This is a genomic window from Synechococcus sp. Cruz-7E5 (assembly GCF_024345995.1).
Classification (GTDB): Bacteria; Cyanobacteriota; Cyanobacteriia; order PCC-6307; family Cyanobiaceae; genus Regnicoccus_A.
The window spans coordinates 167657-191164 of the sequence record NZ_JAGQCE010000003.1 but is presented as its reverse complement, the minus strand read 5'-3'; the positions used below and the strand labels follow the sequence as shown (position 1 = coordinate 191164).

The 23508-nt window shown below is 68.0% G+C and carries 24 protein-coding genes and 1 pseudogene; 15 read left to right on the top strand and 10 right to left on the bottom strand.

Going from position 1 to position 23508, the window contains the following annotated elements:
• Positions 1-50 precede the first annotated feature (50 nt).
• The 5 genes from glyA to KBY77_RS05900 all read left to right on the top strand — a co-directional run bounded on the left by glyA (position 51) and on the right by KBY77_RS05900 (position 6066).
• Positions 51-1340, top strand: coding sequence for a serine hydroxymethyltransferase (gene glyA, locus KBY77_RS05920; protein WP_255102712.1), 1290 nt, complete (start codon positions 51-53; stop codon positions 1338-1340).
• A 143-nt stretch (positions 1341-1483) separates the two neighbouring features.
• Positions 1484-2629, top strand: coding sequence for an MraY family glycosyltransferase (locus KBY77_RS05915; RefSeq protein ID WP_255102711.1), 1146 nt, complete (start codon positions 1484-1486; stop codon positions 2627-2629).
• Positions 2604-3920 carry a competence/damage-inducible protein A gene (locus KBY77_RS05910; RefSeq protein ID WP_399212328.1) on the top strand — a complete coding sequence of 439 codons (1317 nt, stop codon included), beginning with the start codon at positions 2604-2606 and terminating at the stop codon, positions 3918-3920. The genes KBY77_RS05915 and KBY77_RS05910 overlap by 26 nt, the downstream gene beginning before the upstream one ends.
• Before the next feature lie 29 nt (positions 3921-3949).
• Positions 3950-5425, top strand: a complete 1476-nt coding sequence (gene leuC, locus KBY77_RS05905; protein WP_255102634.1) for a 3-isopropylmalate dehydratase large subunit — start codon at positions 3950-3952, stop codon at positions 5423-5425.
• Positions 5422-6066 carry a 3-isopropylmalate dehydratase small subunit 2 gene (locus tag KBY77_RS05900; protein ID WP_255102633.1) on the top strand — a complete coding sequence of 215 codons (645 nt, stop codon included), beginning with the start codon at positions 5422-5424 and terminating at the stop codon, positions 6064-6066. Before leuC ends, KBY77_RS05900 begins: the two co-directional genes overlap by 4 nt.
• A 3-nt stretch (positions 6067-6069) precedes the next feature.
• Here KBY77_RS05900 and KBY77_RS05895 read toward each other — a convergent pair whose 3' ends face one another.
• Both KBY77_RS05895 and KBY77_RS05890 read right to left on the bottom strand, forming a co-directional pair.
• Positions 6070-9279: a DUF3769 domain-containing protein gene (locus KBY77_RS05895; protein WP_255102632.1), complete on the bottom strand. Its 3210-nt coding sequence runs from the start codon at positions 9277-9279 to the stop codon at positions 6070-6072.
• A gap of 100 nt (positions 9280-9379) precedes the next feature.
• Entirely contained in the window at positions 9380-9499 is a 120-nt protein-coding gene (locus KBY77_RS05890; protein ID WP_006172424.1) for a photosystem II reaction center protein I, read from the bottom strand.
• Positions 9500-9600: 101 nt separating this feature from the next.
• Here KBY77_RS05890 and KBY77_RS05885 point away from each other — a divergent pair, with 101 nt between their 5' ends.
• Complete coding sequence (locus KBY77_RS05885; protein ID WP_255102631.1) at positions 9601-12600, top strand: alpha-mannosidase; 3000 nt, start codon at positions 9601-9603, stop codon at positions 12598-12600.
• Here KBY77_RS05885 and psbN read toward each other — a convergent pair.
• Positions 12569-12709, bottom strand: a complete 141-nt coding sequence (gene psbN / locus KBY77_RS05880) for a photosystem II reaction center protein PsbN (RefSeq protein ID WP_255102630.1) — start codon at positions 12707-12709, stop codon at positions 12569-12571. The two genes, KBY77_RS05885 and psbN, sit on opposite strands and share 32 nt — an antisense overlap.
• Before the next feature lie 185 nt (positions 12710-12894).
• On the opposite strand from psbN, the gene psbH reads away from it, so the two are divergent.
• From psbH to KBY77_RS05860, 4 genes and pseudogenes are all read left to right on the top strand, one after another.
• Entirely contained in the window at positions 12895-13095 is a 201-nt protein-coding gene (psbH, locus tag KBY77_RS05875; protein ID WP_094555330.1) for a photosystem II reaction center phosphoprotein PsbH, read from the top strand.
• Positions 13096-13149: 54 nt separating this feature from the next.
• Positions 13150-13333 (top strand): annotated as a pseudogene (locus KBY77_RS16755) (TatA/E family twin arginine-targeting protein translocase); the annotation flags it as partial.
• 229 nt (positions 13334-13562) lie between these two features.
• A complete protein-coding gene (gene pth / locus KBY77_RS05865; protein ID WP_255102628.1) occupies positions 13563-14189 on the top strand; it encodes an aminoacyl-tRNA hydrolase in 627 nt (208 codons plus the stop codon).
• Positions 14190-14225: 36 nt separating this feature from the next.
• Complete coding sequence (locus KBY77_RS05860) at positions 14226-14483, top strand: DUF3146 family protein (protein WP_255102627.1); 258 nt, start codon at positions 14226-14228, stop codon at positions 14481-14483.
• A gap of 29 nt (positions 14484-14512) precedes the next feature.
• Here KBY77_RS05860 and KBY77_RS05855 read toward each other — a convergent pair whose 3' ends face one another.
• The 3 genes from KBY77_RS05855 to ntcA are packed head-to-tail and all read right to left on the bottom strand — an operon-like array spanning position 14513 to position 16989.
• Positions 14513-14977 (bottom strand): resolvase, encoded by a 465-nt coding sequence (locus KBY77_RS05855; protein ID WP_255102626.1) that lies wholly within the window; start codon positions 14975-14977, stop codon positions 14513-14515.
• Positions 14974-16215 carry a DUF3084 domain-containing protein gene (locus tag KBY77_RS05850; protein WP_255102625.1) on the bottom strand — a complete coding sequence of 414 codons (1242 nt, stop codon included), beginning with the start codon at positions 16213-16215 and terminating at the stop codon, positions 14974-14976. The genes KBY77_RS05855 and KBY77_RS05850 overlap by 4 nt, the downstream gene beginning before the upstream one ends.
• 45 nt (positions 16216-16260) lie before the next feature.
• Positions 16261-16989, bottom strand: coding sequence for a global nitrogen regulator NtcA (gene ntcA / locus KBY77_RS05845; RefSeq protein WP_255102624.1), 729 nt, complete (start codon positions 16987-16989; stop codon positions 16261-16263).
• 207 nt (positions 16990-17196) lie between these two features.
• Between ntcA and KBY77_RS05840 the strand changes: the two genes are divergently transcribed.
• Together KBY77_RS05840 and dcd are read left to right on the top strand one after the other, a co-directional pair.
• Entirely contained in the window at positions 17197-17790 is a 594-nt protein-coding gene (locus KBY77_RS05840; protein WP_255102623.1) for a cob(I)yrinic acid a,c-diamide adenosyltransferase, read from the top strand.
• Positions 17784-18377, top strand: coding sequence for a dCTP deaminase (gene dcd, locus KBY77_RS05835; protein WP_255102622.1), 594 nt, complete (start codon positions 17784-17786; stop codon positions 18375-18377). Before KBY77_RS05840 ends, dcd begins: the two co-directional genes overlap by 7 nt.
• A gap of 17 nt (positions 18378-18394) precedes the next feature.
• Here the strand turns inward: dcd and KBY77_RS05830 are convergent, their stop codons facing one another.
• Genes KBY77_RS05830 through KBY77_RS05820 form a run of 3 tightly spaced genes read right to left on the bottom strand, consistent with a single transcriptional unit; the run spans position 18395 to position 20147 of the window.
• Positions 18395-18784, bottom strand: coding sequence for a hypothetical protein (locus KBY77_RS05830; RefSeq protein WP_255102621.1), 390 nt, complete (start codon positions 18782-18784; stop codon positions 18395-18397).
• A gap of 38 nt (positions 18785-18822) precedes the next feature.
• Positions 18823-19545: an FAD-dependent thymidylate synthase gene (gene thyX / locus KBY77_RS05825; protein ID WP_255102620.1), complete on the bottom strand. Its 723-nt coding sequence runs from the start codon at positions 19543-19545 to the stop codon at positions 18823-18825.
• A gap of 35 nt (positions 19546-19580) precedes the next feature.
• On the bottom strand, positions 19581-20147 hold the full coding sequence (locus tag KBY77_RS05820; protein WP_255102619.1) for a thioredoxin domain-containing protein: 567 nt from the start codon (positions 20145-20147) through the stop codon (positions 19581-19583).
• A 121-nt stretch (positions 20148-20268) separates the two neighbouring features.
• On the opposite strand from KBY77_RS05820, the gene KBY77_RS05815 reads away from it, so the two are divergent.
• Positions 20269-20682 (top strand): NIL domain-containing protein, encoded by a 414-nt coding sequence (locus KBY77_RS05815; protein ID WP_255102618.1) that lies wholly within the window; start codon positions 20269-20271, stop codon positions 20680-20682.
• Positions 20679-21197, top strand: coding sequence for a hypothetical protein (locus KBY77_RS05810; protein WP_255102617.1), 519 nt, complete (start codon positions 20679-20681; stop codon positions 21195-21197). Before KBY77_RS05815 ends, KBY77_RS05810 begins: the two co-directional genes overlap by 4 nt.
• 14 nt (positions 21198-21211) lie before the next feature.
• On the opposite strand, the gene KBY77_RS05805 is transcribed toward KBY77_RS05810, so the two are convergent.
• On the bottom strand, positions 21212-23221 hold the full coding sequence (locus tag KBY77_RS05805) for a lytic transglycosylase domain-containing protein (RefSeq protein WP_255102616.1): 2010 nt from the start codon (positions 23219-23221) through the stop codon (positions 21212-21214).
• A gap of 85 nt (positions 23222-23306) precedes the next feature.
• Here KBY77_RS05805 and KBY77_RS05800 point away from each other — a divergent pair, with 85 nt between their 5' ends.
• Complete coding sequence (locus KBY77_RS05800; protein ID WP_255102615.1) at positions 23307-23495, top strand: hypothetical protein; 189 nt, start codon at positions 23307-23309, stop codon at positions 23493-23495.
• Positions 23496-23508: the final 13 nt, after the last annotated feature.

The following is a 23508-nucleotide window of genomic DNA, read 5'->3' as shown; positions in this document are numbered from 1 at the left end:
CGCCGGGATGATTTCTTACGATGGGAAGCTCGCGCCTTGCCGTCGACACCATGGTGGAAACCACCGGTACGCCCCTGAACCAGTCCCTGGCGGCCGGTGATCCCGCCATCGCCGCCCTGATCGGCCGAGAGCTGGAGCGTCAGCAGACCCATCTGGAGCTGATCGCCAGCGAGAATTTCACTTCCCGGGCCGTGATGGAGGCCCAGGGATCGGTGCTCACAAATAAGTACGCCGAAGGCTTGCCACACAAGCGTTACTACGGCGGCTGTGAGCATGTCGACGCGATCGAGGAGCTGGCGATCGCCCGGGCCCGCCAGCTGTTCGGAGCCGCCTGGGCAAACGTGCAGCCCCACAGTGGCGCCCAGGCCAACTTCGCTGTGTTCCTGGCCCTGCTCCAGCCCGGCGACACGATCCTGGGCATGGATCTCTCCCATGGCGGTCACCTCACCCATGGCTCGCCCGTGAATGTCTCGGGCAAGTGGTTCAAGGCCGTCCATTACGGCGTCGATCCCCACACCCACCGGCTCGACTACGACGCCATCCGGGCCCTGGCCGAGCAGCACCGCCCCAGGCTGATCATCTGTGGCTACTCGGCTTACCCCCGCACGATCGACTTCGCTGCCTTCCGCTCGATCGCCGATTCCGTCGACGCCTTCCTGCTGGCCGACATGGCCCACATCGCCGGACTTGTGGCGACAGGTGCCCACCCCAGCCCCATCCCCCATTGCCATGTGGTCACCACCACCACCCACAAGACCCTGCGTGGGCCCCGCGGCGGACTGATCCTCTGCAATGACGCCGAGTTCGGCAAGCGCTTCGACAAGGCCGTCTTTCCCGGCAGCCAGGGCGGCCCCCTGGAACATGTGGTGGCGGCCAAGGCCGTGGCCTTCGGCGAGGCCCTGCAGCCCTCCTTCCGGGCCTACAGCCAGCAGGTGATCCGCAATGCCCAGGCCATGGCCACGCGGATCCAGGAGCGCGGCATCGCCGTCGTTTCCGGTGGTACCGACAACCACCTGGTGCTGCTCGATCTGCGCTCGATCGGACTCACCGGCAAGGTGGCTGACCTGCTGGTGAGCGAGGTCAACATCACGGCCAATAAGAACACCGTGCCCTTTGATCCTGAATCGCCCTTCGTCACCAGTGGTCTGCGCCTCGGCACAGCTGCCCTCACCACCCGTGGCTTCGATGCCGACGACTTCGCTGAGGTGGCCGATGTGATCGCCGACCGGCTGCTTCATCCCGACGACAGCGTCATCGAGCTGCGCTGCCGCGAGCGCGTGCGTGCCCTCTGTGAGCGCCATCCGCTCTACGGCCCGAGCCGCATTCCCCAGCCGGCCTGACCCTGACTGCCTAAGCTTTGCCCTCGGTGCGGTCCCTGCATGGCTCCCCCCGCGACGTTGCCGCCAGCGTTGCCCCGCCCCGGGCCGTGGTTCGTTAGCCGGTCGTTTCCACTCCCAGGTGACTCCATGCTCGCCCGTTGCTCGTGAGCGTGGCCGCCAGTCCGCTCGCTGCGGCCCTCTTCACCTTGTTGATCGCGGCGCTGCTCACGGCTCTGGTCGTGCCGCTGGTTCGCCGGATGGGGCTTCACTATGGCCTCTTCGATGCGCCTGATCCGCGAAAGCAGCACGACGTGCCGATGGTGCGGCTCGGGGGGATCGGCATGGTGGCGGGCTTTTCCCTGGCCCTGGCGATCACCTGGGCACTGGGGGGATTCGGCAACCTGGCTCCGGACCGGGACCAGCTGATCTGGACCACCCTGGCCGGTGCGCTCTGTTACTTCGTGATCGGCCTGGCCGATGACCTCTTCGCCCTCCCGCCCCTGCCGCGCCTGGCCGGCCAGGTGGCCGTGGCGGTTGTGGTCTGGGGCGAGGGGGTGCGCATCGGAGCAATCGATCTGCCCCTTGGATGGTTCGGTCTGCCGTCGCTGGCCTTTCCACTGCCAGACATCCTCAGCCTGCTGGCCACGGTGATCTGGCTGGTGGGCATCACCAATGCCATCAACTGGATCGATGGTCTTGACGGGCTTGCGGCCGGCGTGGGCGGCATCGCCGCGGTGGGGCTGCTCTCGGTGAGCTTCAGCCTGCAGCAGAGCGCAGCAGGTCTGCTTGCGGCCGCCTTGGCCGGAGCCTGCCTTGGCTTTCTGCGCCACAACTTCAACCCCGCCCGCATTTTCATGGGAGATGGCGGCTCCTATTTCCTGGGCTTTGCCCTGGCGGCGATCAGCATCGTCGGCCCGGCCAAAGGGCTCACCACCGTCAGCCTTCTGTTCCCCCTGCTGATTCTCTCCCTGCCACTGGCCGACATGTCGGCGGTGATCATGGGCCGGCTCAGTGAGGGGCACTCACCCTTTTATCCCGACCGTCGCCATCTCCACCACCGGCTGCTGCGGGCAGGCTTCAGCCATCGCCGCACAGTGCTGCTCATCTACGCCTTCACCCAGTGGCTGGCGGCTCTGGCCCTGGTGGCAGCCAATGTGCAGCTGCGCTTCCTCTGGCTCGCGCTGGCTACCGCGGTGCTGATCGGCGCGGTGCTGGGATCCCGGCGCCAGCGCAGGTTATCGGGCGATTCCATAACCACCAATTCCTCTCCAGCCTTCCCCTGTGATGCCGGTCGTGACCCGAAGCTCTGAGAGTGGGGCCAGCGGTGGCACCGAAATCCTCTGCATCGGCACGGAGCTGCTGCTGGGCAACATCCTCAACGGCAACGCCCGCTGGCTGGCGGAGCAGCTGGCAGGTCTGGGGCTACGCCATTACCGCCAGTCCGTGGTGGGGGACAACCGGGATCGCCTGATCGCCATGGTGCAGGAGGCCTCCAGGCGTTGCCGGGTGCTGATCTGCACCGGTGGCCTCGGCCCCACGCCTGATGACCTCACCACCGAGGCGCTGGCCGCTGCCTTCGCCACCCCGCTCGAGGAGCGGCCCGAGGTGTGGCGCGATATCGAGGCCAAGTTCGCGGCCCTGGGCCGCACCCCTTCGCCAAGCAACCGCAAGCAGGCCCTGCTGCCGGTGGGGGCCGAACTGTTGCCCAACCCGCTCGGCACGGCCCCCGGCATGATCTGGACCCCCAGGCCCGGCTTCACCCTGCTCACCTTTCCCGGAGTGCCCTCCGAGCTGCGGGCGATGTGGGCCGCAACCGCGGCGCCATGGCTGCGCGGACAGGGTTTTGTCGAGGGGGTGTTCGCCAGCCGGATCCTGCGCTTCTGGGGGGCGGGGGAGTCGCTCCTGGCGGAGCAGGTGGCCGACCTGCTGGAGCTGACCAATCCCACCGTGGCCCCCTACGCCGGCACGGGTGAGGTGAAGTTGCGGATCACGTCCCAGGGACCCACGCTCCAGCAGGCCGAGGTGCTCCTGGCCCCGGTGGAAGCCGAGCTGCGCCTGCGGCTGGGGTCCTGGTTCTACGGAGTGGACGACGACAGCCAGGCCTCCCTCTGCCTGGAGCTGCTGCGGCGGCGGGGGGAGTCGCTGGCCGTGGCGGAGTCGTGCACCGGCGGTGGGCTGGGCGCAGCCCTGACGGCGGTGGCCGGTGCTTCGGATGTGTTCCTCGGCGGCGTGATCGCCTACGCCAACTCCGTCAAGCAAGCGCTGCTGGGGGTCCCCGCCGCCATGCTCGAGACCCACGGGGCGGTGAGTGATCCGGTGGCGATCGCCATGGCCGAAGGGGTGCGGCGGATCACCGGCAGTACCTGGGCCCTGGCGCTCACGGGAGTCGCCGGCCCCGCTGGTGGCAGCCCCGGGAAGCCGGTTGGGCTGGTGCACATCGCCCTGGCGGGGCCCCGGGGGGCCGCCAGTGAGGGTGTGCGTTTCGGCGCTGGCCGCAGCCGCGACTGGATCCAGTCGGTGAGCGCCGGCGAGGCCCTCAACCGCCTGCGCCTGCGTCTGCTGGCCGAGACGCAGGCTGATCTCCAGATCCCTCCGCTTTAGGCTGATCTGTCTTGGGCCTGGAGGGCACGGTGAGCGCCGGCACGCTGTACGACAAGGTCTGGGACATGCACCGCGTGGCGGAGTTGCCCGGAGGGTCCACCCAGCTGTTCATCGGCCTGCACCTCATCCATGAGGTGACCAGCCCACAGGCCTTCGCCGCCCTGAAGGAGCTGGGCCTGGGTGTACGCCATCCCGAGCGCACTGTGGCCACTGTGGATCACATCGTGCCCACCACCTCCCAGGTCCGTCCCTTTGCCGATTCCCTCGCCGAGGAGATGCTCTCCACCCTGGAGGGCAACTGCGCCGAGCACGGCATCACCCTGCATGGCCTCGGCAGCGGCCGCCAGGGCATCGTCCATGTGATCGCGCCGGAGTTGGGGCTCAGCCAGCCGGGCATGACGGTCGCCTGCGGCGATTCGCACACCTCCACCCACGGCGCCTTCGGGGCGATCGCCTTCGGTATCGGCACCAGCCAGGTGCGCGATGTGCTCGCCAGCCAGAGCCTGGCGATGAACAAGCTCAAGGTGCGGCGGATCCTGGTGGAGGGCCACCTGCAGCCGGGCGTGTTCGCCAAGGATCTGATCCTCCACGTGATCCGCCACCTAGGGGTGAAGGGCGGTGTGGGCTACGCCTATGAATTCGCCGGATCCTGCATCGACGCCCTCTCGATGGAGGAGCGCATGACCCTGTGCAACATGGCGATCGAGGGGGGTGCACGCTGCGGTTACGTCAATCCCGACGCCACCACCTTCGCCTACATCAAAGGTCGGCCCTTCGCCCCTGAGGGGATGGCCTGGGATCAGGCGGTGGCCTGGTGGAGCTCCCTCGCCAGCGGTCCTGATGCCGTGTTCGACGACGAAGTGCGCTTCGACGCCGGCACGATCGCCCCCACCGTCACCTGGGGGATCACTCCGGGTCAGGGGATCGGGGTTGATGAAACGGTGCCCATCCCTGAACAGATGGCCGCCGAGGAGCGCCCGATTGCCGAGGAGGCCTATCGCTACATGGACCTGGCCCCGGGAACGCCGATCCTGGGTCTGCCTGTGGATGTCTGTTTCATCGGCAGTTGCACCAATGGCCGCCTCAGTGACCTGCGGGCGGCTGCGGCAGTGGCCCGTGGCCGCCAGGTGGCTGCGGGGATCAAGGCCTTCGTGGTGCCAGGCTCCGAGCAGGTGGCCGCCCTGGCCCGGGCCGAGGGGCTTGACCGGCTGTTTCAGGATGCTGGCTTCGAATGGCGTGAACCCGGCTGCTCGATGTGCCTGGCGATGAATCCGGATCGGCTTGAGGGCCGCCAGATCAGCGCCAGCTCCAGCAACCGCAATTTCAAGGGCCGCCAGGGCTCCGCCTCCGGCCGAACTCTGCTGATGAGCCCGGCGATGGTGGCCGCGGCGGCTGTCACCGGCCATGTGAGCGATGTGCGCGAACTGCTGGAGAACCCCTGCACATTCGCCTCTGCTCCTGCCGAAACCAGGCCTGTGGCGACATCACCTTCCCTGCTGCCATGAGCGACTCCCCTTTCCCCTTCGGCCCGATCCCCGTTCTTCAGGGCCGCGTCGTCGTTGTCAGCGGCGATGACATCGACACCGACCGGATCATCCCGGCCCGTTATCTCAAGTGCGTCACCTTCGAGGGGCTCGCCCATGGGGCGTTTGCCGATGACCGCCTCGAGCTGGAGGGCTCCCACCCGTTCGATCGCCCCGAGCATCAAGGGGCCAGCATCCTGGTGGTGAACCGCAACTTCGGCTGCGGCTCCAGCCGGGAGCATGCTCCCCAGGCTCTGATGCGCTGGGGGATCCGCGCCGTGGTGGGGGAGAGTTTTGCCGAGATCTTCTTCGGCAACTGCCTGGCCCTTGGGATCCCCTGCCTCAGCGGTGATCACGCCACGATCCTTGCGCTGCAGCAGGCGGCCCTCCGCCAGCCCGATGCCAGCTTCAGGCTGGATCTGGCCACGGCGGAGATCCACAGCCACTCCCCTGGTGCTGCCGCCGAGTCAACGCAGCGGTGGAGCCTGGAGCTGGCGGCCGGCCCCCGGCAGATGTTGCTCAGTGGCCAGTGGAATGCCACGGGCCAGCTGCTGTCCCACGATGAGGAGCTGGTCCGGACGGCGGCACGCTTGCCCTATCTGGCCGGTTTCGCCCTGGTCTGAGGCTCAGAACGGGTTCCGGCCTGCTCCGCCACCAGCGCCACTGAGCTCGGGACGGTACGGGGCGAACGGCACCCCTGTCCCCTTGAAGCCGAAGTCGTTCAGGCGGATCCGCACCCCGCCGATGCCCTCATAGGGGCTGTAGAAAACGCTGAAGGCGTAGGAACGGCGCTGCCAGCGCAGTTCCACATAGGAGCCGGTCAATTCGCCGTAGTTCGGCGAGGCGGGGTCCACGTTGACGCCGATCCCCCCGTTGAACAGCAGCGGACCGGCGATCTGCTGGGTGAGCCCGATCCCCACAGTGCCCAGATCGACCGCCGCGTCGAAACCGAACGGGCTGAGGCCATTGCGCAGGGTGATGCCGCCGGTGACCGTCAGCTGGGTGAAATCGAAGAAGCGCTTGTTGAAGTGCCCCAGGGTGAGGGTGGGACCACCGGAGATCGAGAAGGTGTTCTGATAGCTGCCGTCGCCGAAATAGGCCACATTTCCCGAAAGATTCGTGTTCAGGGTCAGGCCTGGCACGATCGGCTCGGGGGAGTAGCGCAGGGCCCCATCGGGCGTGGGGGAGAGGGCGCGGCCCCGCCACAGTTCAAGGGAGCTGTTGAGTGATCCCACCGCGTTGGCTCGCCAGAGCTGGGCAAGATTTCTGGATTCCTCCCCGCTGCTGAGGAATTCGTTGCTCTGGTAGTTGCCCAGGCCCACACGCCAGAAGTAGCGGTTGCTGAGCCTGCCCCAGTTGGGGAGGGTCTCTTCTTTCTCCAGGGAGGCGCCGTAGGCCGAATAGATGTCCTGCTCGCCGAGGGATCCATTCCAGATCCTGAAGCGGTAGGCCCCGAACAGACGGGCAGTGGTGGAGCCCACAAGGGGAAGGTTGATGTTGCGATCCAGCTGGCCCCAGCTGCGGGTGCCGTTGGCGATGTTCTCGGGATTGAAGGTGGAGATGTCGAGGTTCAAGCTGGTATCGAACCCCAGCAGTGGCGTCTTCAGCCGGGCTTCCAGGCCGAACAGATCGCCCAGGGTGTTGTCCTGGCTCACCGAGGGTCCGCCAGCCTGGCCGCCTGGGATCGGATAGCTGTCGGTGGTGCCCTGGTAGGCGCGCTCGAACATGAACTGTGGCTCCAGTTCCAGGGTTCCCTTCTCGCCGATGCGGATCGGCCGCAGGCGCCGGCCCACGTAGAAGCCGTCCCGGTCTTCCCGATCGACTCCCAGCACCCAGCGGTTCTCCACCTCCTGCTGCTTGCGGATGCGCGTGCGCGAGGTCACGGGAATGGCGAAGCGGTCTTCCAGGATCAGCCGGTTGCGTCTGGAGGTGATCAGCAGGTCGCCGTTGGGGTCCTGGTTGACCACCACCTGATCCGCATCCGTCCACGACTGGGCCGGGGTGAAGGGGTCGTTGCTGAAGCTGGCACGGTCGCTGCGCCAGCCGTTGGCCGTCAGCACGATCCTGGCCGCCTGATAGCGCAGATGGGTGAGGGTGCCCTGCACAGCCTGGCGGCTCTTTTCCGCACGAAGCCGCCGCACCTGGGGTGGACGGGACGGTCCGAAGTCGCTGTCCTGATCGGTGGCCACGTCATCGTTGCCACCCGCCTGACGACGGCGTTCGATCACCAGCCCTTCCCGTTGCCGCACTCCGGAGATGCGCTGCTCGATACGCGCGGCGGCGGCGGCGCGCTGCCGCTCCTGCTCGCGCATGGCCCGGAACGATGCTGGCCCCCCTGCCGGGGGGCTCTGGGCAACATCAGCGTTGCTGTCTGACGTCGATGGGTCTGGCGCCGGTACCGGTGCCTCGCCGCCCATGGCCACCTGCTCGAGGGCTTCCGGCAGGGAGCGGGGGCGATCAGGTGGCTCCGCTCCACGGTTGGGGCAGCCCTTGGCCGGCCGCAGATTGGCCTGAGGGTCATCCTGCGGCGCTGGATCACTCCCGAAGCGGTAACGCAGGCCCAGCAGGTAGGCGTTGCTGCCCTCCCTGACGCCGTTGTAGGTGCCGAAGGCACCGGAGCGATGGTGAATCCGTCCCACCATCGACCACTGGGGCGAGAAGGATCCTTCGATCTCGAAGCCCAGATAGTTAAGGAAACGGGCCGACTTCTCCCGGTAGGTGTTCTCGTAGTTGCTGAGGTTGGTGTTTAGGCTCACCCCCTGCACGAAGCCCAGACTCAGCCAGGGTTGCAGCCAGGCCCGCAGTCCGATCCCGCCGGTGAACTCGCCGAAGGTCTGGGCAGAGGTGGAAAGGTTGGCCACCTCGGCGGACGTCAAGGGTCCGAGGAAGCGCCCGCCCTTCTGAGCCGAGGCCCAGTGTCCGAGCGCATTGAAATCCAGCTCCAGGGCGAAGGGGCCGGCCTTGATCAACCGCTTCTGCAGGCCAGCGCCCAGCACCCGCTCTGGCCGGAAGACACCCTGGCCGAAGAAGGTCTGGCCGAAATCGGAGTGGAACATCTGCCCGCCCCAGAGGGTGGCACTCCAGGGATGGGGGTGCCAGTCGGGAATCTCGGGCAGCAGCGTCGGACAGGCGATCGGCTGGGGCTCGGGGAGCGGCACGGACGGGGCCTGCTCAACATCGAGATCCTCCAGGCTGGTTTCGAGGTCGAGAACGCCGTAGACGTCCTCCATCTCCCCCTCGCCTTCGATCAGGCCGTAGCGGAGCATGCTGCCCTGCAGGTACTGCTGGCCACGCCAGAAGCGCACGCTGCCGGTGGCGTAGAGGGTGCGGGTGGTGGTGTCGTACTCGAGGCGGTCCGCCATCAGCCGGCCGCCGGCCAGCACGGCCCTGGCATTGCCGCTGGCCACGTAGCGGTTGATCACCAGGTCAAAGCCCTGTTGATCAGCGCTGATCTCCAGTTCCTTGGGAGGGGTTTTGACGGGAGGCTCTGAGGCGGCTGTTCCGCTGGCTTCTGCGGGCACAGCAGGTTCAGCATCTGCCGGTTCAGCCGGACTGGCGATCGGTGCGGTCTGGGGTTCGGCTTCGCTGGGTTCGCTGCTGGGTTCGCTGCTGGGTTCGCTCGCAGTGCCTTCAGCGCTGGCGCCACTGGATCCCACTGGGAAACTGCCTGACTGCGCCCCAGGGACAAGCGTGTCCGCGTCGCTGATATCGGCTCCGCTCAGGAGTGCCGGTGGGGAATCTGAGTCCAGGGTCTGGGCCCGGCTCACCGCCGGTGTTGCCAGAGTTGCCGCACCCACCAGTCCGATGGTCCACCGGATAAGCGTTGCTGAGGGCACCACATCTCCAGGACCGCGGCCGATCCTGCCATGCCCCTGTTGATGCTGGTGCTCGGCTCAGGTGGGTTGATGCAGTGACCCCACCTTGAGCAGATGGCATTCAGTCTTCCAGGTCCTTGCGGCTGGGAGTGCGGCTGGGATCGCTGGCCAGGAAGCCGAAGACGAAGATGCCGATGAAGAAGAAAACGACCGAATAAACGGAGATCTTGAGGGCGAGCATGGTTCCGTCCGGCGGGTGACAGGCAGTGACAGGCGCCAGGTGGGGCCTGAACGACCCTGCGGCAGCCGCATCATCCTATGGGTCACTGATGGCCGGGATCGATGACGCAGGGCTTGGATCCCCAGCTTCCCCCCGAGATTGAAACGTTTCGATCACGTTCGAGACTGGACCTGCTCTCTGCCTGGCAGCGGCGTGGAGCTGATGGTTCCTGGCAGGGAGCCCTGGCCGACCCCTGGACCCGGCTCCATCGCCCTGACTGGCACGCCCGTGGTCTGATCGCCTGGCCGCGGGGCGGGCAGACCCGTTGTCTGGTGCTGGAGCTGATCTGTCCCACCAGCTGGCGCGACCGGGCTCCTGCCCTGGCCCGCCTGGCGTTGCGCTGGTGGGCCGACGCCGCCGAACTCCGGGTTGACGGACACACGGTCCACCGCGGCGACCTGTTTGACAGCTCCTGCCGCTGGGCCCTGCCGCAGCGCTGGTGGCAGGGGGAGCCGTTGCGCCTGGAGCTGGAGCTGCGCAGCCCGCTTCACGACGACGGCGCCCTGATGCTCAGCCGGATCGAGGCGGAGCCCCTGGATCCGGCCGATCCGGACGGACTGCTGGCCGCCACCCGGCTGGAGCTTGAGCAGCTGCGGCGGGCCGGGCCGGGGAACCCCGGCGGCTTCCACCTGCTTGGCCACGCCCACCTGGACCTGGCCTGGCTCTGGCCCGTTGCCGACACCTGGCAGGCCGCCGAGCGCACATTCCGCTCGGCCCTCGATCTGATCGAGCACCACCGTGAGCTCCACTTCGGCCATTCCACGCCGGCGCTCTACGCCTGGCTGGAGTGCCACCGCCCTGAGTTGTTCGCGCGAATCCGTGCGGCCATGGTCGCCGGCCGTTGGGAACCGATCAATGGCCCCTGGGTGGAGACCGATTGCGTACTGGTGGACACTGCCTCGCTGCTGCGGCAGTTCCAGGAGGGGCAGGCCTACAGCCGCCGGACCTTTCCCGAGTGGGAGCACCAGCTGGCCTGGCTGCCCGACAGCTTCGGTTTTGCCGCCGGACTGCCAGCGGTGGCGGAAGCCACCGGTGTGCGCTGGTTCTGCACCCACAAGCTGGCCTGGAACGCCACCAACCCCTTCCCGCACCGGCTGTTTCGTTGGCGCAGCCGCTGTGGCGCCGAGGTGCTGGCCCTGATGAGCGCCCCGATCGGCACGGATGGCGATCCCCTGGCGATGGAGCGCTACCGGCTGGAGTGGCAGAGGGCCACGGGCGACGCCGAGGCCCTCTGGCTGCCGGGGGTGGGGGACCACGGCGGCGGTCCCACCCGTGAAATGCTCGACCAGCTCGACCTCTGGCGAGACGACCCTGCCACTGCGCCCCAGCGGCACGGCAGCCTGCGCCACTACCTGCAGCGGCTGGAGCCCCTGAGCAGCCAGCTGCCGGTCTGGCGCGATGAGCTTTATCTAGAGCTGCATCGGGGTTGTGCCACCAGCCGCCCCGACCAGAAGCGCCACAACCGCACCCTGGAGCGGCTGCTGCGCGAGGCCGATCTCGCCGCCGTTCTGCTTGGGGAGCCTGACGAGCGTCCGGAGTCGTCCGGCTGGCGCGATCTCCTCTTCCAGCAGTTCCACGACATCCTGCCGGGTACCTCCATTCCGGAGGTTTTCGAGCAGGCCGAACCCCAGTGGCGGGCGGCGCGCCGCGGGGCGTCCCGCCGGCGTGATCGGGCGCTGCGGGCCTGGCTGGAGTCCTCCAGCCGTCAGGGCCCCAGCCAGGAGGTGTGCAGCGAGCTGGAACCATGGTGGTGGGCCCAGCTGCAGCCCCTGCCGGCGGCCCCCCTCACCACGCGTCTGCCGGCTGGCCACTGGAGCCTGGCTGAGCAGCCCTTGCCTTCGCAGCCAGCCCGGTCCGGCGGCCACTGGGTGCAGCTGCCATCCCCTGGTGGTGTGGCGGCCCTGCAGCTCCTGCGTCAGCGCCAGCGGCCTGGGGCAAGTCCGCCGCTGGCCAGCTCCGACGCCTCGATCGTGAATCCGGTGCGGCTGGAGACCCTCGTCGCCGGCGAGCGCTGGCGGCTGGGCAATGGTCTGCTCTGGGCCCAGCTCGGCCCGCTCGGGCTCGAACAGCTCTGGGGGGGCGATCACAGCCCCCAGCTGGCCGAGCCGCTGCAATGGCGGCGCTGGATCGACCGCGGTGAGTTCTGGGATGCCTGGGATCTGGCCGCCGACTACCGCCAGCACCCTCTGCCCCTGAACTGGGAGCCGGGGCCGGTACTTGCGGAGGTCGGTCCGCTCTGCAGCCGCCTGGTCTGGCACGGCCGCTGCGGCGCCAGCGCCCTGCGCCTCGATCTGCAGCTGCGGGCCAGTTGCCCCTGGCTGGAGCTCAACCTGCGGGTCGACTGGCGCCAGCGCCATGAACTGCTGCGCCTGGAGCTGCCTTTACAGCACCAGGCTGTGCGCTGGGCTGCCGACACCAGTGCCGGAGTGATCGAGCGGATCGCTGCGGCCGCCAATCCGCGGGAAGCCAGCCGCTGGGAAGTGCCGGCGATCAGTTGGCTGGCGAGCCAGTCCTCGACCGGCGGCCTGGCGGTCCTGCTGGATGGGCCCCAGGGGGTTTCGGGCAGCCCCGAAGCCCTCGGGGTCTCGCTGCTGCGCGGGCCTACCTGGCCCGACCCCGGCGCCGATAACGGCCCCCAGCGTCTGCGCCTGGCCCTGATGCCCTGCCTGCAGGGCTGGCGTCAGGCCGGAGTGGCAGCGGCGGCGGTGCGCTTCCGCGAGCCGTGCTGGCTGCGGCCGGCCAAGGGTTCAGCCAAGGCCGGAGCTGAGCCGGGATCGGTGCTGCAGCTGGGTCATCCCGACCTGCGCCTGATCAGCCTGGTCTGCGATGGCGACCGCGACCTGGCTCGGCTGACGGTACAGAACCTCTCTCCCTGCCGTCGGCAGCTGGAGCTGGGAGGCGAGTGGGAGGTGCTGGAGCGGATCAATGGGCTGGGCGATCCGCTCACTGCGGCTGCCGGAGCGAAGAGTGGCGGGCCAGTGGTCGAAACCTCCACTCGCCTGGGGCCTTGGCAGCTGGCCAGCTGGCGGGTCAGTCGTCGTGGTCGTCGAAAGGATCCGTGAGCTGTTTCGAAGGTGGCCCGAAGGCGGTGTACACGCCGAACCCGGTGAGGGCGAGGAGAGCTACCAGAACGGTGATCGCCACGGGGATGGCTGGAGAGGTTTCGCTCACGGGTGGTGTTGCTGGGGGACAGGCTGGACTCAGCCCGGGGTGCGGCGTCGAGGCAGCGAGGTGTCAGCGGCGCTGCCCCCTGGGAGGCATCGGACCCAAACAACACTCGACGAGGGCTGCGCCGGCTGCCGCTCGACCCTTACAGTAACGATCCAATCCCCTGTGCCAGAGAGGACACCACAGCCATGGCCCAACGCACCCGCCTGGGAGATCTGCTGCGCCCCCTCAACTCCGAGTACGGCAAGGTCGTGCCTGGCTGGGGAACCACCCCGGTGATGGGTGTCGCAATGGCACTGTTTCTGGTCTTTCTGCTGGTGATCCTGCAGCTGTACAACCGTTCCTTGCTCCTCGACGGCATCACCGTCAACTGGAACGGCATGGGCTGATCTTCGGGATCGGTCTTCCCCCCGCTGCTGCCCTTTCCCTGAGATCCTTCCTCCATGAACTTCTTCGGGATCGGTCTTCCGGAGATGGCGGTCATTGCCGCCATTGGTCTGCTGGTCTTCGGACCCAAGCGCTTGCCTGAGCTGGGTCGGACCCTCGGCCGCACCCTCAAGGGTTTCCAATCGGCCTCGCGCGAGTTCGAGCAGGAGTTCCGCAAGGCTGTCGACACCGAAACCGTGTCCGCCAGCAGCCTGGGTTCGGAAGCCATTGCGGCCGATTCCCTGGTCGCAGCTTCTGCTGATGCTCAGCGCAACCTTGCCGAGGCCAGCACAACTGAGATCAACCCTGCCGAGGTCGGCACAGTTGTCGAGGCCATCGCTCAGTCGTCTGAGCCGCCCAACGCCCCTGCGTCCAGCTGAGCGTTGTTGCAGCACCCCGCAGCCTGCCTGTTTGCCGGCAGGTGCCCGCGATGAGCGCCACCTCTGCAGCATCGGCCGACCTTCAGCTGCTCGTCGGCCTCGGCAATCCCGGCGAGAAGTACGCCCAGACCCGCCATAACGTGGGCTTCATGGCCCTTGATCAGCTCGTCCGGCGCGATGGGGTCACCTTCCGGGCAAATGGCAAGCTTCAGGGAAATATCGCTGATCTCGGCCAGGGCTCAGATCGGCTGCGTCTGCTCAAGCCCAGCACTTTCATGAACGAGAGTGGCCGCTCGATCCGGGCCACGCTCGACTGGTTCGGGCTCCGCCCCGATCAGATGCTGGTGCTGGTGGACGACATGGACCTGCCCCTTGGGCGTCTGCGGTTGCGCCGCTCCGGCAGTGCCGGCGGCCACAACGGCCTGCGCAGCACCATCTCTCACCTGGGCAGCCAGGATTTCGCCCGCTTGCGCATCGGCATCGGTGCTCCGGCGCTGGACCCAGCTCTGCGCAGAGCCCGTACGATTTCCCATGTGCTGGGCCGCTTCGAGGCTGACGAGTTGCCGTTGTTGCAACAGGTGCTGAACGAGGTGCTCGAGGGTGTCAGCTGCATCCGCCGCTGGGGTTACGAACGGGCCGGCAACCGCCTGAACAGTTTTCAGCCCACCTCTGTCTGACGCTGAATTGGCCCCACCGCCCCGCTCCCTGATCCCGTGAGCCCCCTGCCCGCCACCACCGCCCAGCTGCGGGTGCTGCATCAGAGCTTCAGCAATCAGTTACTGGAAGGCGAGGTGGCCGCCGGCGGCTTCCACTGGACCTTCTGCTGGGCCTTCGGGCGGGGCGAGCTGACGGTGGAGCCTTCCCTGGGCCGTGCCCTGATCCAGGACGCCCTGCTGCGCTTTCTGCTCCAGGTTGATTATCAGCTCGAGCCCGGCGGCGACTATGCCTTCACCGTGCGGGCCAAGTTCTAGGGCCACCCACGCTCAGCGTCAGAGACGCTTCAATCAGGGACGTTTTTGTGCGCCTCCGGTGCCGTCGCCAGGGGGTGGCCCAGCAGCCGCTCCAACAGCAGCTGCGCCACCACATCGTCCCAGTCACGGGGTGGCTGGCGCAGGCCACGGGGCAACAGCCGGCGCCAGCCGCGGGCGGGGTGGAGCTCCCAGAAGCGTTGCCTCGCGGCCAGGGTTGAACCGTGCTCCTCCACCAGCAGCACGGGCACCAACGGCTCCAGCCGCCGCCGCCAGCCGTCGCTGCCGGTGCCATTGCCGAGGATCACCGCCACCACCTCCCCCCGCAGCAGCCAGCCCTCCAGGCGGCCCCAGGCCTGCTCAGGACCGACCACCAGGGCTTCGAGCAGCTGCTGCCGGTCCAGGTCGGTGCGCACCAGGCCGCATTTGCTGCGCCCCGGGTCGAGCCCGGCCAGGGCACCGTGGCTCGGCAGAGTCTGAGCAACTGGGCGGGTCATGGCCGCCCTGGACCCTGCCGCTCCAGCCGCGGCTCGGTGAGGACTGCGCTCAGGCGCAGTTCGATCACCAGCGGATCGGGGGTTTCCGCGTCGCGGAGCGCCACAGCCTCGAGGGTCACCGTCTGCCCGGGGGGACGCTCGCTCAGTTCCCGCCCGAGCCGGTTGAAGCTGGCCACGTCGAACTGGACTCCGTCGGCAATCGAGCCCTGGCGCTGGGCCTTGGCGAAGGAGGCCGCCAGCAGCAGATTGAGGCGGTTGCGCACCTGCTCGCTGGAGCGTTCATTGCCCTCCAGCACCGTGGAGGCCATCAGATCGCCCCGTTTCAGCACCTGGCGGTTGGGTCTGAGGTCGGGGAAGCCCAGCACCTGGTCCTCGCCGCGCAGCACGTTGGCGGCCGAGAGGATGCTCACCACCCAGGGCCCACCTCGGGAAATCCGTGTTTCAAGGGTGGCGATGTCCTGGCGTGGCACCAGCAGGATCTGGCGGTTGGGGGTCTCTGTGGGCAGCACTCGCTGGAAGGCATTGAGATTGGCCTGCCGCAGCAGGGCCACGATCGCTGCGTTGGCTTCGGTTGCGTTGCGGGGGTTCACCTTGGCGGTGGCGAGGGGTTGTCCGCTGCTGATCACCACATCGCCACGGCGCAGGGCGATCAGTTTTTGCTCCAGTCCCTTGAGTTCGGTTTCGCCGGCTGTGATCAGGCCTCGCACCCGGGCCAGTTCCGTTTCGGTTGTGCGGATGTCCTGGTCCCTGGCGCGGATGTCCCGGTTGAGGCGGTCACGCTGGGCCAGCAGTTGCTGCTGCTGGGCCTGCAGAGGCTTGAGTTCGCCGCGCAACTGACGCGCCTGGATCTCGGCGGCGGTGAGCTGACGACGGGTCTGCTCCCGGTCGCGGCGGGCCCGTTGCAAGGCTGCTTCCACTCGGGCCTGTTCCTGCCGGCTGCTGCGCAGGTTCCCCTCGCTGCGGCGCAGGGTGTTGCGGCTCTCAAGCAGCCTGGCCTGCAGGGCGTCGAGTTCAAACAGGCCGACGCGCAGGCGTTCGCTCACGGCCAGCATCAGGCCGAGGGAGACGGCGCTGATCAGGCTGCCCGTGAGCACCGTGATCAGCACGGCCGTTTTTCGAGGCCGCAGGTTGAACAGACTGAGCCTGGCCTTGCCCACCCGGCTGCCTAGCCGATCCCCCAGGGTGGCTAGCAGCCCTCCGAGGGCCAGGAGGGCCAGAATCAGCAGCCAGCCGGACACAGCGCCGTGCGTGATCGTCCAGTATCAGCCGCGGCGGCAACCGGTTCAGCTGAAGCGCTTGGCCAGGGCGACCGGATCGAAGACCGTGATCTTCTTGCGATCGATCTGCACCAGCCCTGCCTGGCGCAGATCGCCCAGCAGTCGGGTGATCGTCACCCGGGTGGAGCCGATCGCTTCGGCGATCGCCTGATGGGAGAGACGCAGGTCGATCGTGATGCCATCGTTGCCGGGAACGCCGAAATCACGGCAGAGAACCAGCAGAAAACTCACCAGCCGCGACGACATGTCCCGGTGGGTCAGGGTTTCGATCATGGTCTCGGTCTGCAGGATCCGCGAGGAGAGTCCCTGCAGGAGCAGCAGCCCCACGCTGGAATCCTGCTCGATCGCCCGCCGCACCGAACCCGCTGGAGCCGCCACCAGCTCCACCCGGGTGAAGGCCACAGCGTGGTAGAAGCGATCCGATCGCTGGCCGGTGAGCAGGGAGAGCACCCCGAACAGGCTGTTTTCACGCAGCAGGGCCACGGTGATTTCTTCTCCCGATTCGTAGACCCGTGAGAGCCGCACGGCTCCACGACGCAGCAGATAGACCCGCTCTGCAGGATCACCGGGAAAAAAAATTGTCTTTCCCCGCTCAACGGTTTCGATCACGCAGCCACTCAGGCCACGCATCACATCGAGGAGTGTGCTGGCTCCGTTGGCGGCAGCGGCCAGGCCGACGGGGGCCGGTGTCGATGGGCCGCCGGTGCGACTGAATCCGCGCATCGCGCCAACCATGTTTCGGCGGAGCAGGTGTGAGATGGACGCTAAGGATCGCCCATGGCGCGCCCTGTAGTGATCGACACCAATGAATCGCATCCACACAGGTCTGGCCAGACCTGGCCCATGGGTGCAGTACGGATGTTCGCGCTAGGGATGGTGGCTGAACCTTGCTGGCGGCCCGGACGCCGCTACATTCGGGTTCGCGCTTCCCTTGGGGTGTTGATGACGGCCAGCCTGCGCAACGCCTCCACCGAGTCGCGTCATCCCCTGCGTGCCGTTGGAATCCCCCGACCGGTGCCGTCCCGCCCCGTGCCTGTGCTCGCAAGGCCAGAAGGACTGCTGCAGGTGCACACCGCCCCTTTCCGCGGCAGTTTCGGCGGTGTGTTCAGCCAGGCCCTGCGCAGCGCCGGCCTGGGCAGCCGGGTGCTGATCAGCCAGTTTCTCAAGGGTGGGGTCGACCAGGGGCCCGAGCACAGCCTCAGACTCTGTGGCCGGCTGCAGTGGTTGCGCCCCGCTGTGCCCTCCTGTCTCACCCAGCCTGCTGGCCTTGAGCCCGAGCCCGTGCATGCCGCCGTGCAGGAGGTGTGGGCTTTCAGTCGCGACCAGTTGCTGGGGGCTGCTGTTGAGCTGATGGTGCTCGATGAACTGGGGCTGGCGATCGAGCTGGGTTTTCTTGCCGCCGAGGAGGTGATCAGCACCCTGGAGCAACGGCCGGCCCACCTGGATGTGATTCTCACGGGTCCCTCCATCCCCCTGGAACTGCTGGCCATGGCCGATCAGGTCACCCAGCTGCGGCGGGGAGGTGCCCCATGCTGAAGAACGACCGCTGGATCAACGCCCTGGCGGCGGAAGGGATGATCCAGCCCTTCCAGCCCACCCTGGTGCGGCATCTGGAGCCGGATACCGCGTCCCGGCCGGTGCTGAGCTTCGGCTGTTCCTCCTACGGATACGACCTGCGCCTCTCGCCGCGGGAATTCCTGATCTTCCGCCACGTGCCCGGCACGGTGATGAACCCGAAGCGGTTCAATCCCGACAACCTGGAGCCCGCCCCCCTGCACCACGACGGCGACGGGGACTACTTCATCCTGCCGGCCCATTCCTACGGCCTGGGTGTGGCCCTGGAGAAACTGAGGGTTCCCCCCACGATCACCGTGATCTGCCTGGGCAAGAGCACCTACGCCCGGCTGGGCATCATCGTGAACACCACTCCGGCTGAGGCCGGCTGGGAGGGGCATCTCACCCTCGAATTCAGCAATTCATCCGGTGCGGACTGCCGGATCTACGCCAATGAGGGCATCACCCAGCTACTGTTCTTCGAAGGGGATCCCTGCGACACCACCTACCAGGATCGCGCCGGCAAATATCAGCATCAGCCGGAGAGAGTCACGCTCGCCAAGGTCTGAACTGGGCAGGGTCTGAATCAGGGCATCCCCATGGCTCGTCGCACCTGGCCGATGCAGGGCAGCCCACTCGGGCAGCGGCGAATCACCCGACCATTCACGACGAAGACGGTATCGGCGCCAGGCTCGGCAGAGCCGCCTGTCATCGGCGACCCCGGAGTTCCAGGCGCCAGATCTCCTGAATTGGCTCTCCCCGTTGGCGAGAGCATGCCGAAGGGATCGCTGCCGCTGCCCGCGCCCAGGCCCTGCATCCTTGCCTCGACGGAGCGCAGCAGGTTGGTGTAGCCCGGGGCGGAGCCGCCCTGCAGGCTTCCCTGGATCGCCGCTGCCCCCGCCGCGTCGATCAGCGTCTGGCTGCGGGCGGCAGGCGCGATCAGCAACAGAAGCAGCAGCAGGGGCAACGGCGGCATGGCAGGGCTTGCACAGGGGCTTGCAGGCACAGGTGTGGTCAGGGGGCGAGACGCGCTTTGTGCAGGCGGGAGCGGCTGTACCAGGTGGCGATCTCCGGAGCCCACGATTCCAGATGGGGCCACAGCAGATCACAGAGCTGCCGGATCTCCAGCTGTGCGTCCAGCTTGGCGCGCAGGTCGAGAAAATGCAGGAAGGCCCGCAGGCTGAAGCTCATCACGAAGTGCTGGCGGTAGTCGAAGGGGAGGATGCCGCGGGCATGTTCCTCGGCGAAACCGGCGGCCAGCAGGTCGCGGTAGCGCTCGGCGGCCTTGCGGCACAGCTCCAGATCCAGGGTGCGCTGGGCCATGTCGTAGGTGTACTTCTTGCCCTGGCGGTCGCTGTAATCGCCGATCGGACGCAGATAGAACACCTCCTCGAGATCGAGGCTCCCGTCGGCGGCCTTGCAGATGCGATCTCCGGTGTAACGCATGGATTGCACATCGAAACTGACGCCCACCCGGTGAGTGCGTGCCTGCTGCATCACGGAGTGGGGAAACCAGCCCACGTTGAGCACGATCTGGGCATGCTCCAACGGGCCGTAGTGGCCGCGCTCGCCGGAGAGCAGGCGCTTCACGCAGATCTCACCAGCCATGCGTTCATCGGGCCACTCGGCGCGGTCCCCCGCGACGAACCCCTCGCTGTAGTCCTGATGCATGGCGGCATAGACGCACTGCTGGGGGTTGGGGGTGGCGGCGATCAGCTCGACCCGGAAACGGTCCATTGGGCAGCAGGTGAGGGGGGAGGGTGGCAGTGGAGTCAACCGTGGCTGCGCGGGCCTGTCTGGGCCGGTGCGGCCTGGGCCTCGCCGCCCGTCAGGGGCGAGAGGCTGCCGACGCCAGCAAGCAGCGGCAGAGGTGTCTCCTCGATCAGTGCGGTCATGATCGTGGCCAGCTCGGGGCGGCTGCGGGCCCCCAGGGACCGTCCGATCGAGCGGCCATCGCGGTCGAATAATTCCAGCTGGGGGATGCCGTTGACGCCGTATCGATCGATTTCCGGACTCCAGCGTGGATTGTCCACATTCAGCAGCACAACGTTGAGGTCGCCGCGGTGCTCACTCTCGAGGGCTGCCATCGCCGGGGCCATCGAGCGGCAGGCTTCGCACCAGTCGGCATAGAACTCCACGATGGTGGGCCGACCGCTGGCGAGGGCCAGCGGCAACTCCGGCGAACGTCGCGCCAGCTGCTCCAGCGGCGCCTGGGGCTGCAGGCCCCCGCGTAACCCGAACAGCAGCAGTGCCAGGGCGGCGGCCAGGGCAGCAAGAATCATGCGCTCGCGCCGCCCCAGGGGTGAGCTGTCTTCAGCTGCGGGGTTGGGCAGAGTCATCGCGGCGCGCAGGGGGCCTGAACCGAAGGCACTCTGGCAGCTCTGGCGGGGCTGCCGGGATCCAGGGCCAGGACTCCGGCTCGAAAAGCCTCGATACGATGAAGTTCTTTCCCTGGCTGCGGTGAAGCGTCGCCTCACCATCCACTTCCCCCGCGACACGGTGCATCACCCGATCACCTACCGGCTCGCCGTGGATTTCGACATCGCCGCCAAGATCCTGCGAGCCCAGATCGCTCCCAACCAGAGCGGCACCATGGTGGTGGAACTCTCTGGCGACATCGATGAGCTCGATGCTGCCGAGCAGTGGCTGGAGGAGCTTGGCCTGGGTCTCGATCGCGCTCCCGGTGAGATCCGCATCGACCGCAGCCGTTGCGTTGATTGCGGCATCTGCGCCAGTGTCTGCCCCAGTGGTGCCCTGCTCAGCCGCCCGCCGGCCTGGCGGCTGGAGTTCAGGGCCCAGCACTGCCTGGTCTGTGAGCAGTGCATTCCCAGCTGTCCCGTGGACGCCATCGACCTGGTGCTGGAGGCCCGATGAGCGGTGTGATCGCTGGCATCCTGCGCCTGGCCCTATTGCCCCTGCGGGCGCCGTTCCTGCTGCTGCTCCTGCTGGTGAGCATCTACCTGGGTGTCCACTGGGTGGTGAACGCTCCGGTCCAGGGCCTTGGGAACCCTGAGCAGGATCCTGTCCACGGCCTGTACTGGACGGCGGAATGCCTGCAGGCCCTGTTGGTGGTGGTGGTGGCCTCGCTGCCCGATCTGCTGCTGCGTCAGCTCTCGATGCTGATGGCCGCCAGCCGGGTGATCACCCTGATCGTCAGCCTCTTTCTGGTCACGGTTGGTGGCCTCTACCTGCTGCATCTCAGTGCCCTCGCCGATGTGGTGATCCTGGCCACGGCGGTGCTGCTCGCCCGTCTGGATCTCACCCGTATCCGGGTGGTTCCTTCACCCCTGTTCACGGCCTTCTCGCTCTCGGGCTACGTGATGCTCGGCATCTGGATCGGCCGGGAGTTGCAGCTGGGTGGGCTGATGGGGACAGTGCCAGGGACCTGACGCCTGAGACCGCTTCAGCAGGCTCGCCTGGGCTTCTCCTGGTAGCCCCAGAGGTTGCCGAGCACCTTCTTCACGTAAAGCCGGGTCTCCGGGTATGGAATCGCCTCCACCCAGAGCTCCGGGTTGGTCTGAAGCCGGGCGTCGCGCCAGCCGGCCACCGCGCCAGGACCTGCGTTGTAACTGGCGATCGCCAGAAAAGAATCGCCCTTCCAGAGGCTGAGCAGCTGGCTGAGGTACATCGCTCCCAGCTCGGCATTGAAGGCGGGCTCGCGCAGCTGATCGTCGCTGACCGCTCCCCCAGCCAGCTCCGCTGCCGTCTCCGGCATCAGTTGCAGGAGGCCGATGGCTCCTGCAACTGATGCCACCCCAGGGGTGAAGCGTGATTCCTGTCTGGCGACGGCGAGCAGCAGGGTGGGATCCAGCCCGTGGCGGGCCGCCGCGGCGCTGAAGGCCTCGCCGTGGCGGACCGGCAGCAGCGCCCGCTGCAGGGGCAGGGTGGCTTGGCAGTCGCCTCCGACCCAGCGCAGGCTCGCCTCATCCAGCTGACCGAGGCCGGTCCAGTCGTCCCCGACTCCCTGCCGCAGCCGTCCCTCCACGGTCAGCTCCTGGGGGGAGCCGGGGGTCGCCGCTGGGCGCTCCTGCCGCCAGTGCTCCCAGGCCTCCAGATTGAGGCCCAGGCGCCAGAGCTGGTCAAGCTGGGGCTGACCACTCTCCAGCGGCCGCCAGGGGTCATCCGGCAGAGCGATGGCGCCGCTGGCGGTCAGCAGGAGATCGGGTCGCTCGCCCAACTGGACCCGGCTGCGCCAGGCGTAGTAGCTCCAGGGCAAGCGTCGCAGCACCGCTTGCCAGCTGCTGCGGGCAGAGGCCTGCTTCCCCAGCTGCTGCTGGACCATGCCCAGCCAGAACAGCTGGCGCACCGCCAGCTGCGGCGGCTGACTGTCGGGCGGCAGAGCCTGCAGCAGCGCCAGGGCCTCACCGGTCTGTCCCTTGAGCAGGGCGGAGCGGGTTAGGTCCCACTGCAGGTCCCAGCTGGCGGGATCTCCTGGCCAGCGCTGCAGCACCCGTCGCCAGTCGCCACCTGCATCCAGCGCCAGACGGGCCTGCACCGGCGCGCTCCGGCGCAGGGGCTCAGGCAGCTGGAGCAACTGGGCTGGGGTGACCGTGGGCGCGGGGGTCTGGGCCAGCAGACGCACGGCCTCAAGGGCCTCGGGCCGCTGGCTGTCGCCTTGACTCAGGGCCAGCAGGCGTACCACTCCGGCCCTGGCCTCGGCGGGGTCGCCCCGCAGGAGAGTGCGGCCGATCTCCAGCTCCTGGTCGGGCTCGGCCCGCGCCGATCCGAGGCAGTTCAGGCTGCTGCTGCCATCCCCGAGCCCGGCCAGGCCCGCCGCCAGACTGCCTCGCTGGGCGCTGGTGAGTGGCGCGGCCGGGCGGGCACAGATCTGGCGCAGTCGCTCGCCCGCGCCAGGCCAGCGCGGACCCCAGCGGGCGAGATGCAGGGCCCCCTGCTGGCGCTGGGCGGGCTTTGGACCCAGCTCCAGGGCGGCGGCCAGGGCGGCGGGGTGGGCCGGGAACCGGCGCAGCAGCTCCAGGCGCTGGCGAGGGTTCTCACGGCCGAGGGCATAGAGAGCATCGGCGCTGGGGGGCGCCTGGGGAAAACGATGCAGCAGCTCCTCCCATTCGGACGTGGCCTGGAGACCCTGGGCTTCACGGGCCAGGGCCGCGCGTTTCAGCGCCACAGGGGCCAATGGGCCTGGCCCCCAGCCCTGCCCCTGCAGCAGCTGAATTTGGCGGGAGGGGTCGTCGGTGCTGGTGGCGGGCAGCAGCAGCAGGCTCGCCTCCCGGCGCCGCTCGGGATCGGGGTCCCAGCGACGGATCCGCTCCAGGCTGAGGGCTGATGTGTCGGGGGTGGGCAGGGGCCGTTGCAGCAGCAGCGCGCGCCCCAGCAGCAGGAGTGCGCTGCTGCCCGCCACGGTGAGGGCGAGGGTCAGTGGCCCGCGGCGGCCGGCTGGGAATGGGTTCGGCACGGACAGGGCGGGGGCCGCTGAGGCTTTGGCATTCTGGGGTTCGCCTCTGTGTGTCAGGCCTATGGCAGTCCCCTGGCCCCGGTGGTTGACCACTCTCCCGGGTGCGGCCGGGCGCCGTCGGGCCCTGCTGGCGCTCGGGCTGGCGATGGTGGCCTATCTGTTGCGCCCGCTGGGGCCCCTGCGCTGGCTGCCGGGATGGGTGGTGGGCGGTCTGCTGCTGTGGGCGGTCGTGGAGCTGCTGCGCTGGGCCTGGTGGCCGAGGCGCTGGCGCTGAGGTGCAACCGATC

What these genes read in the sequence shown, in the direction of transcription:
- glyA (WP_255102712.1), top strand. Translation starts at nt 51, where the DNA reads ATGGTGGAAACCACCGGTACGCCCCTGAACCAGTCCCTGGCGGCCGGT.
- KBY77_RS05910 (WP_399212328.1), top strand. Translation starts at nt 2,604, where the DNA reads ATGCCGGTCGTGACCCGAAGCTCTGAGAGTGGGGCCAGCGGTGGCACC.
- ntcA (WP_255102624.1), bottom strand. Translation starts at nt 16,989, where the DNA reads ATGGTTGGCGCGATGCGCGGATTCAGTCGCACCGGCGGCCCATCGACA.
- KBY77_RS05810 (WP_255102617.1), top strand. Translation starts at nt 20,679, where the DNA reads ATGAGCGGTGTGATCGCTGGCATCCTGCGCCTGGCCCTATTGCCCCTG.
- KBY77_RS05840 (WP_255102623.1), top strand. Translation starts at nt 17,197, where the DNA reads ATGACGGCCAGCCTGCGCAACGCCTCCACCGAGTCGCGTCATCCCCTG.
- KBY77_RS05900 (WP_255102633.1), top strand. Translation starts at nt 5,422, where the DNA reads ATGAGCGACTCCCCTTTCCCCTTCGGCCCGATCCCCGTTCTTCAGGGC.
- KBY77_RS05820 (WP_255102619.1), bottom strand. Translation starts at nt 20,147, where the DNA reads ATGACTCTGCCCAACCCCGCAGCTGAAGACAGCTCACCCCTGGGGCGG.
- dcd (WP_255102622.1), top strand. Translation starts at nt 17,784, where the DNA reads ATGCTGAAGAACGACCGCTGGATCAACGCCCTGGCGGCGGAAGGGATG.
- KBY77_RS05890 (WP_006172424.1), bottom strand. Translation starts at nt 9,499, where the DNA reads ATGCTCGCCCTCAAGATCTCCGTTTATTCGGTCGTTTTCTTCTTCATC.
- psbH (WP_094555330.1), top strand. Translation starts at nt 12,895, where the DNA reads ATGGCCCAACGCACCCGCCTGGGAGATCTGCTGCGCCCCCTCAACTCC.
- KBY77_RS05885 (WP_255102631.1), top strand. Translation starts at nt 9,601, where the DNA reads ATGACGCAGGGCTTGGATCCCCAGCTTCCCCCCGAGATTGAAACGTTT.
- pth (WP_255102628.1), top strand. Translation starts at nt 13,563, where the DNA reads ATGAGCGCCACCTCTGCAGCATCGGCCGACCTTCAGCTGCTCGTCGGC.
- KBY77_RS05855 (WP_255102626.1), bottom strand. Translation starts at nt 14,977, where the DNA reads ATGACCCGCCCAGTTGCTCAGACTCTGCCGAGCCACGGTGCCCTGGCC.
- KBY77_RS05830 (WP_255102621.1), bottom strand. Translation starts at nt 18,784, where the DNA reads ATGCCGCCGTTGCCCCTGCTGCTGCTTCTGTTGCTGATCGCGCCTGCC.
- thyX (WP_255102620.1), bottom strand. Translation starts at nt 19,545, where the DNA reads ATGGACCGTTTCCGGGTCGAGCTGATCGCCGCCACCCCCAACCCCCAG.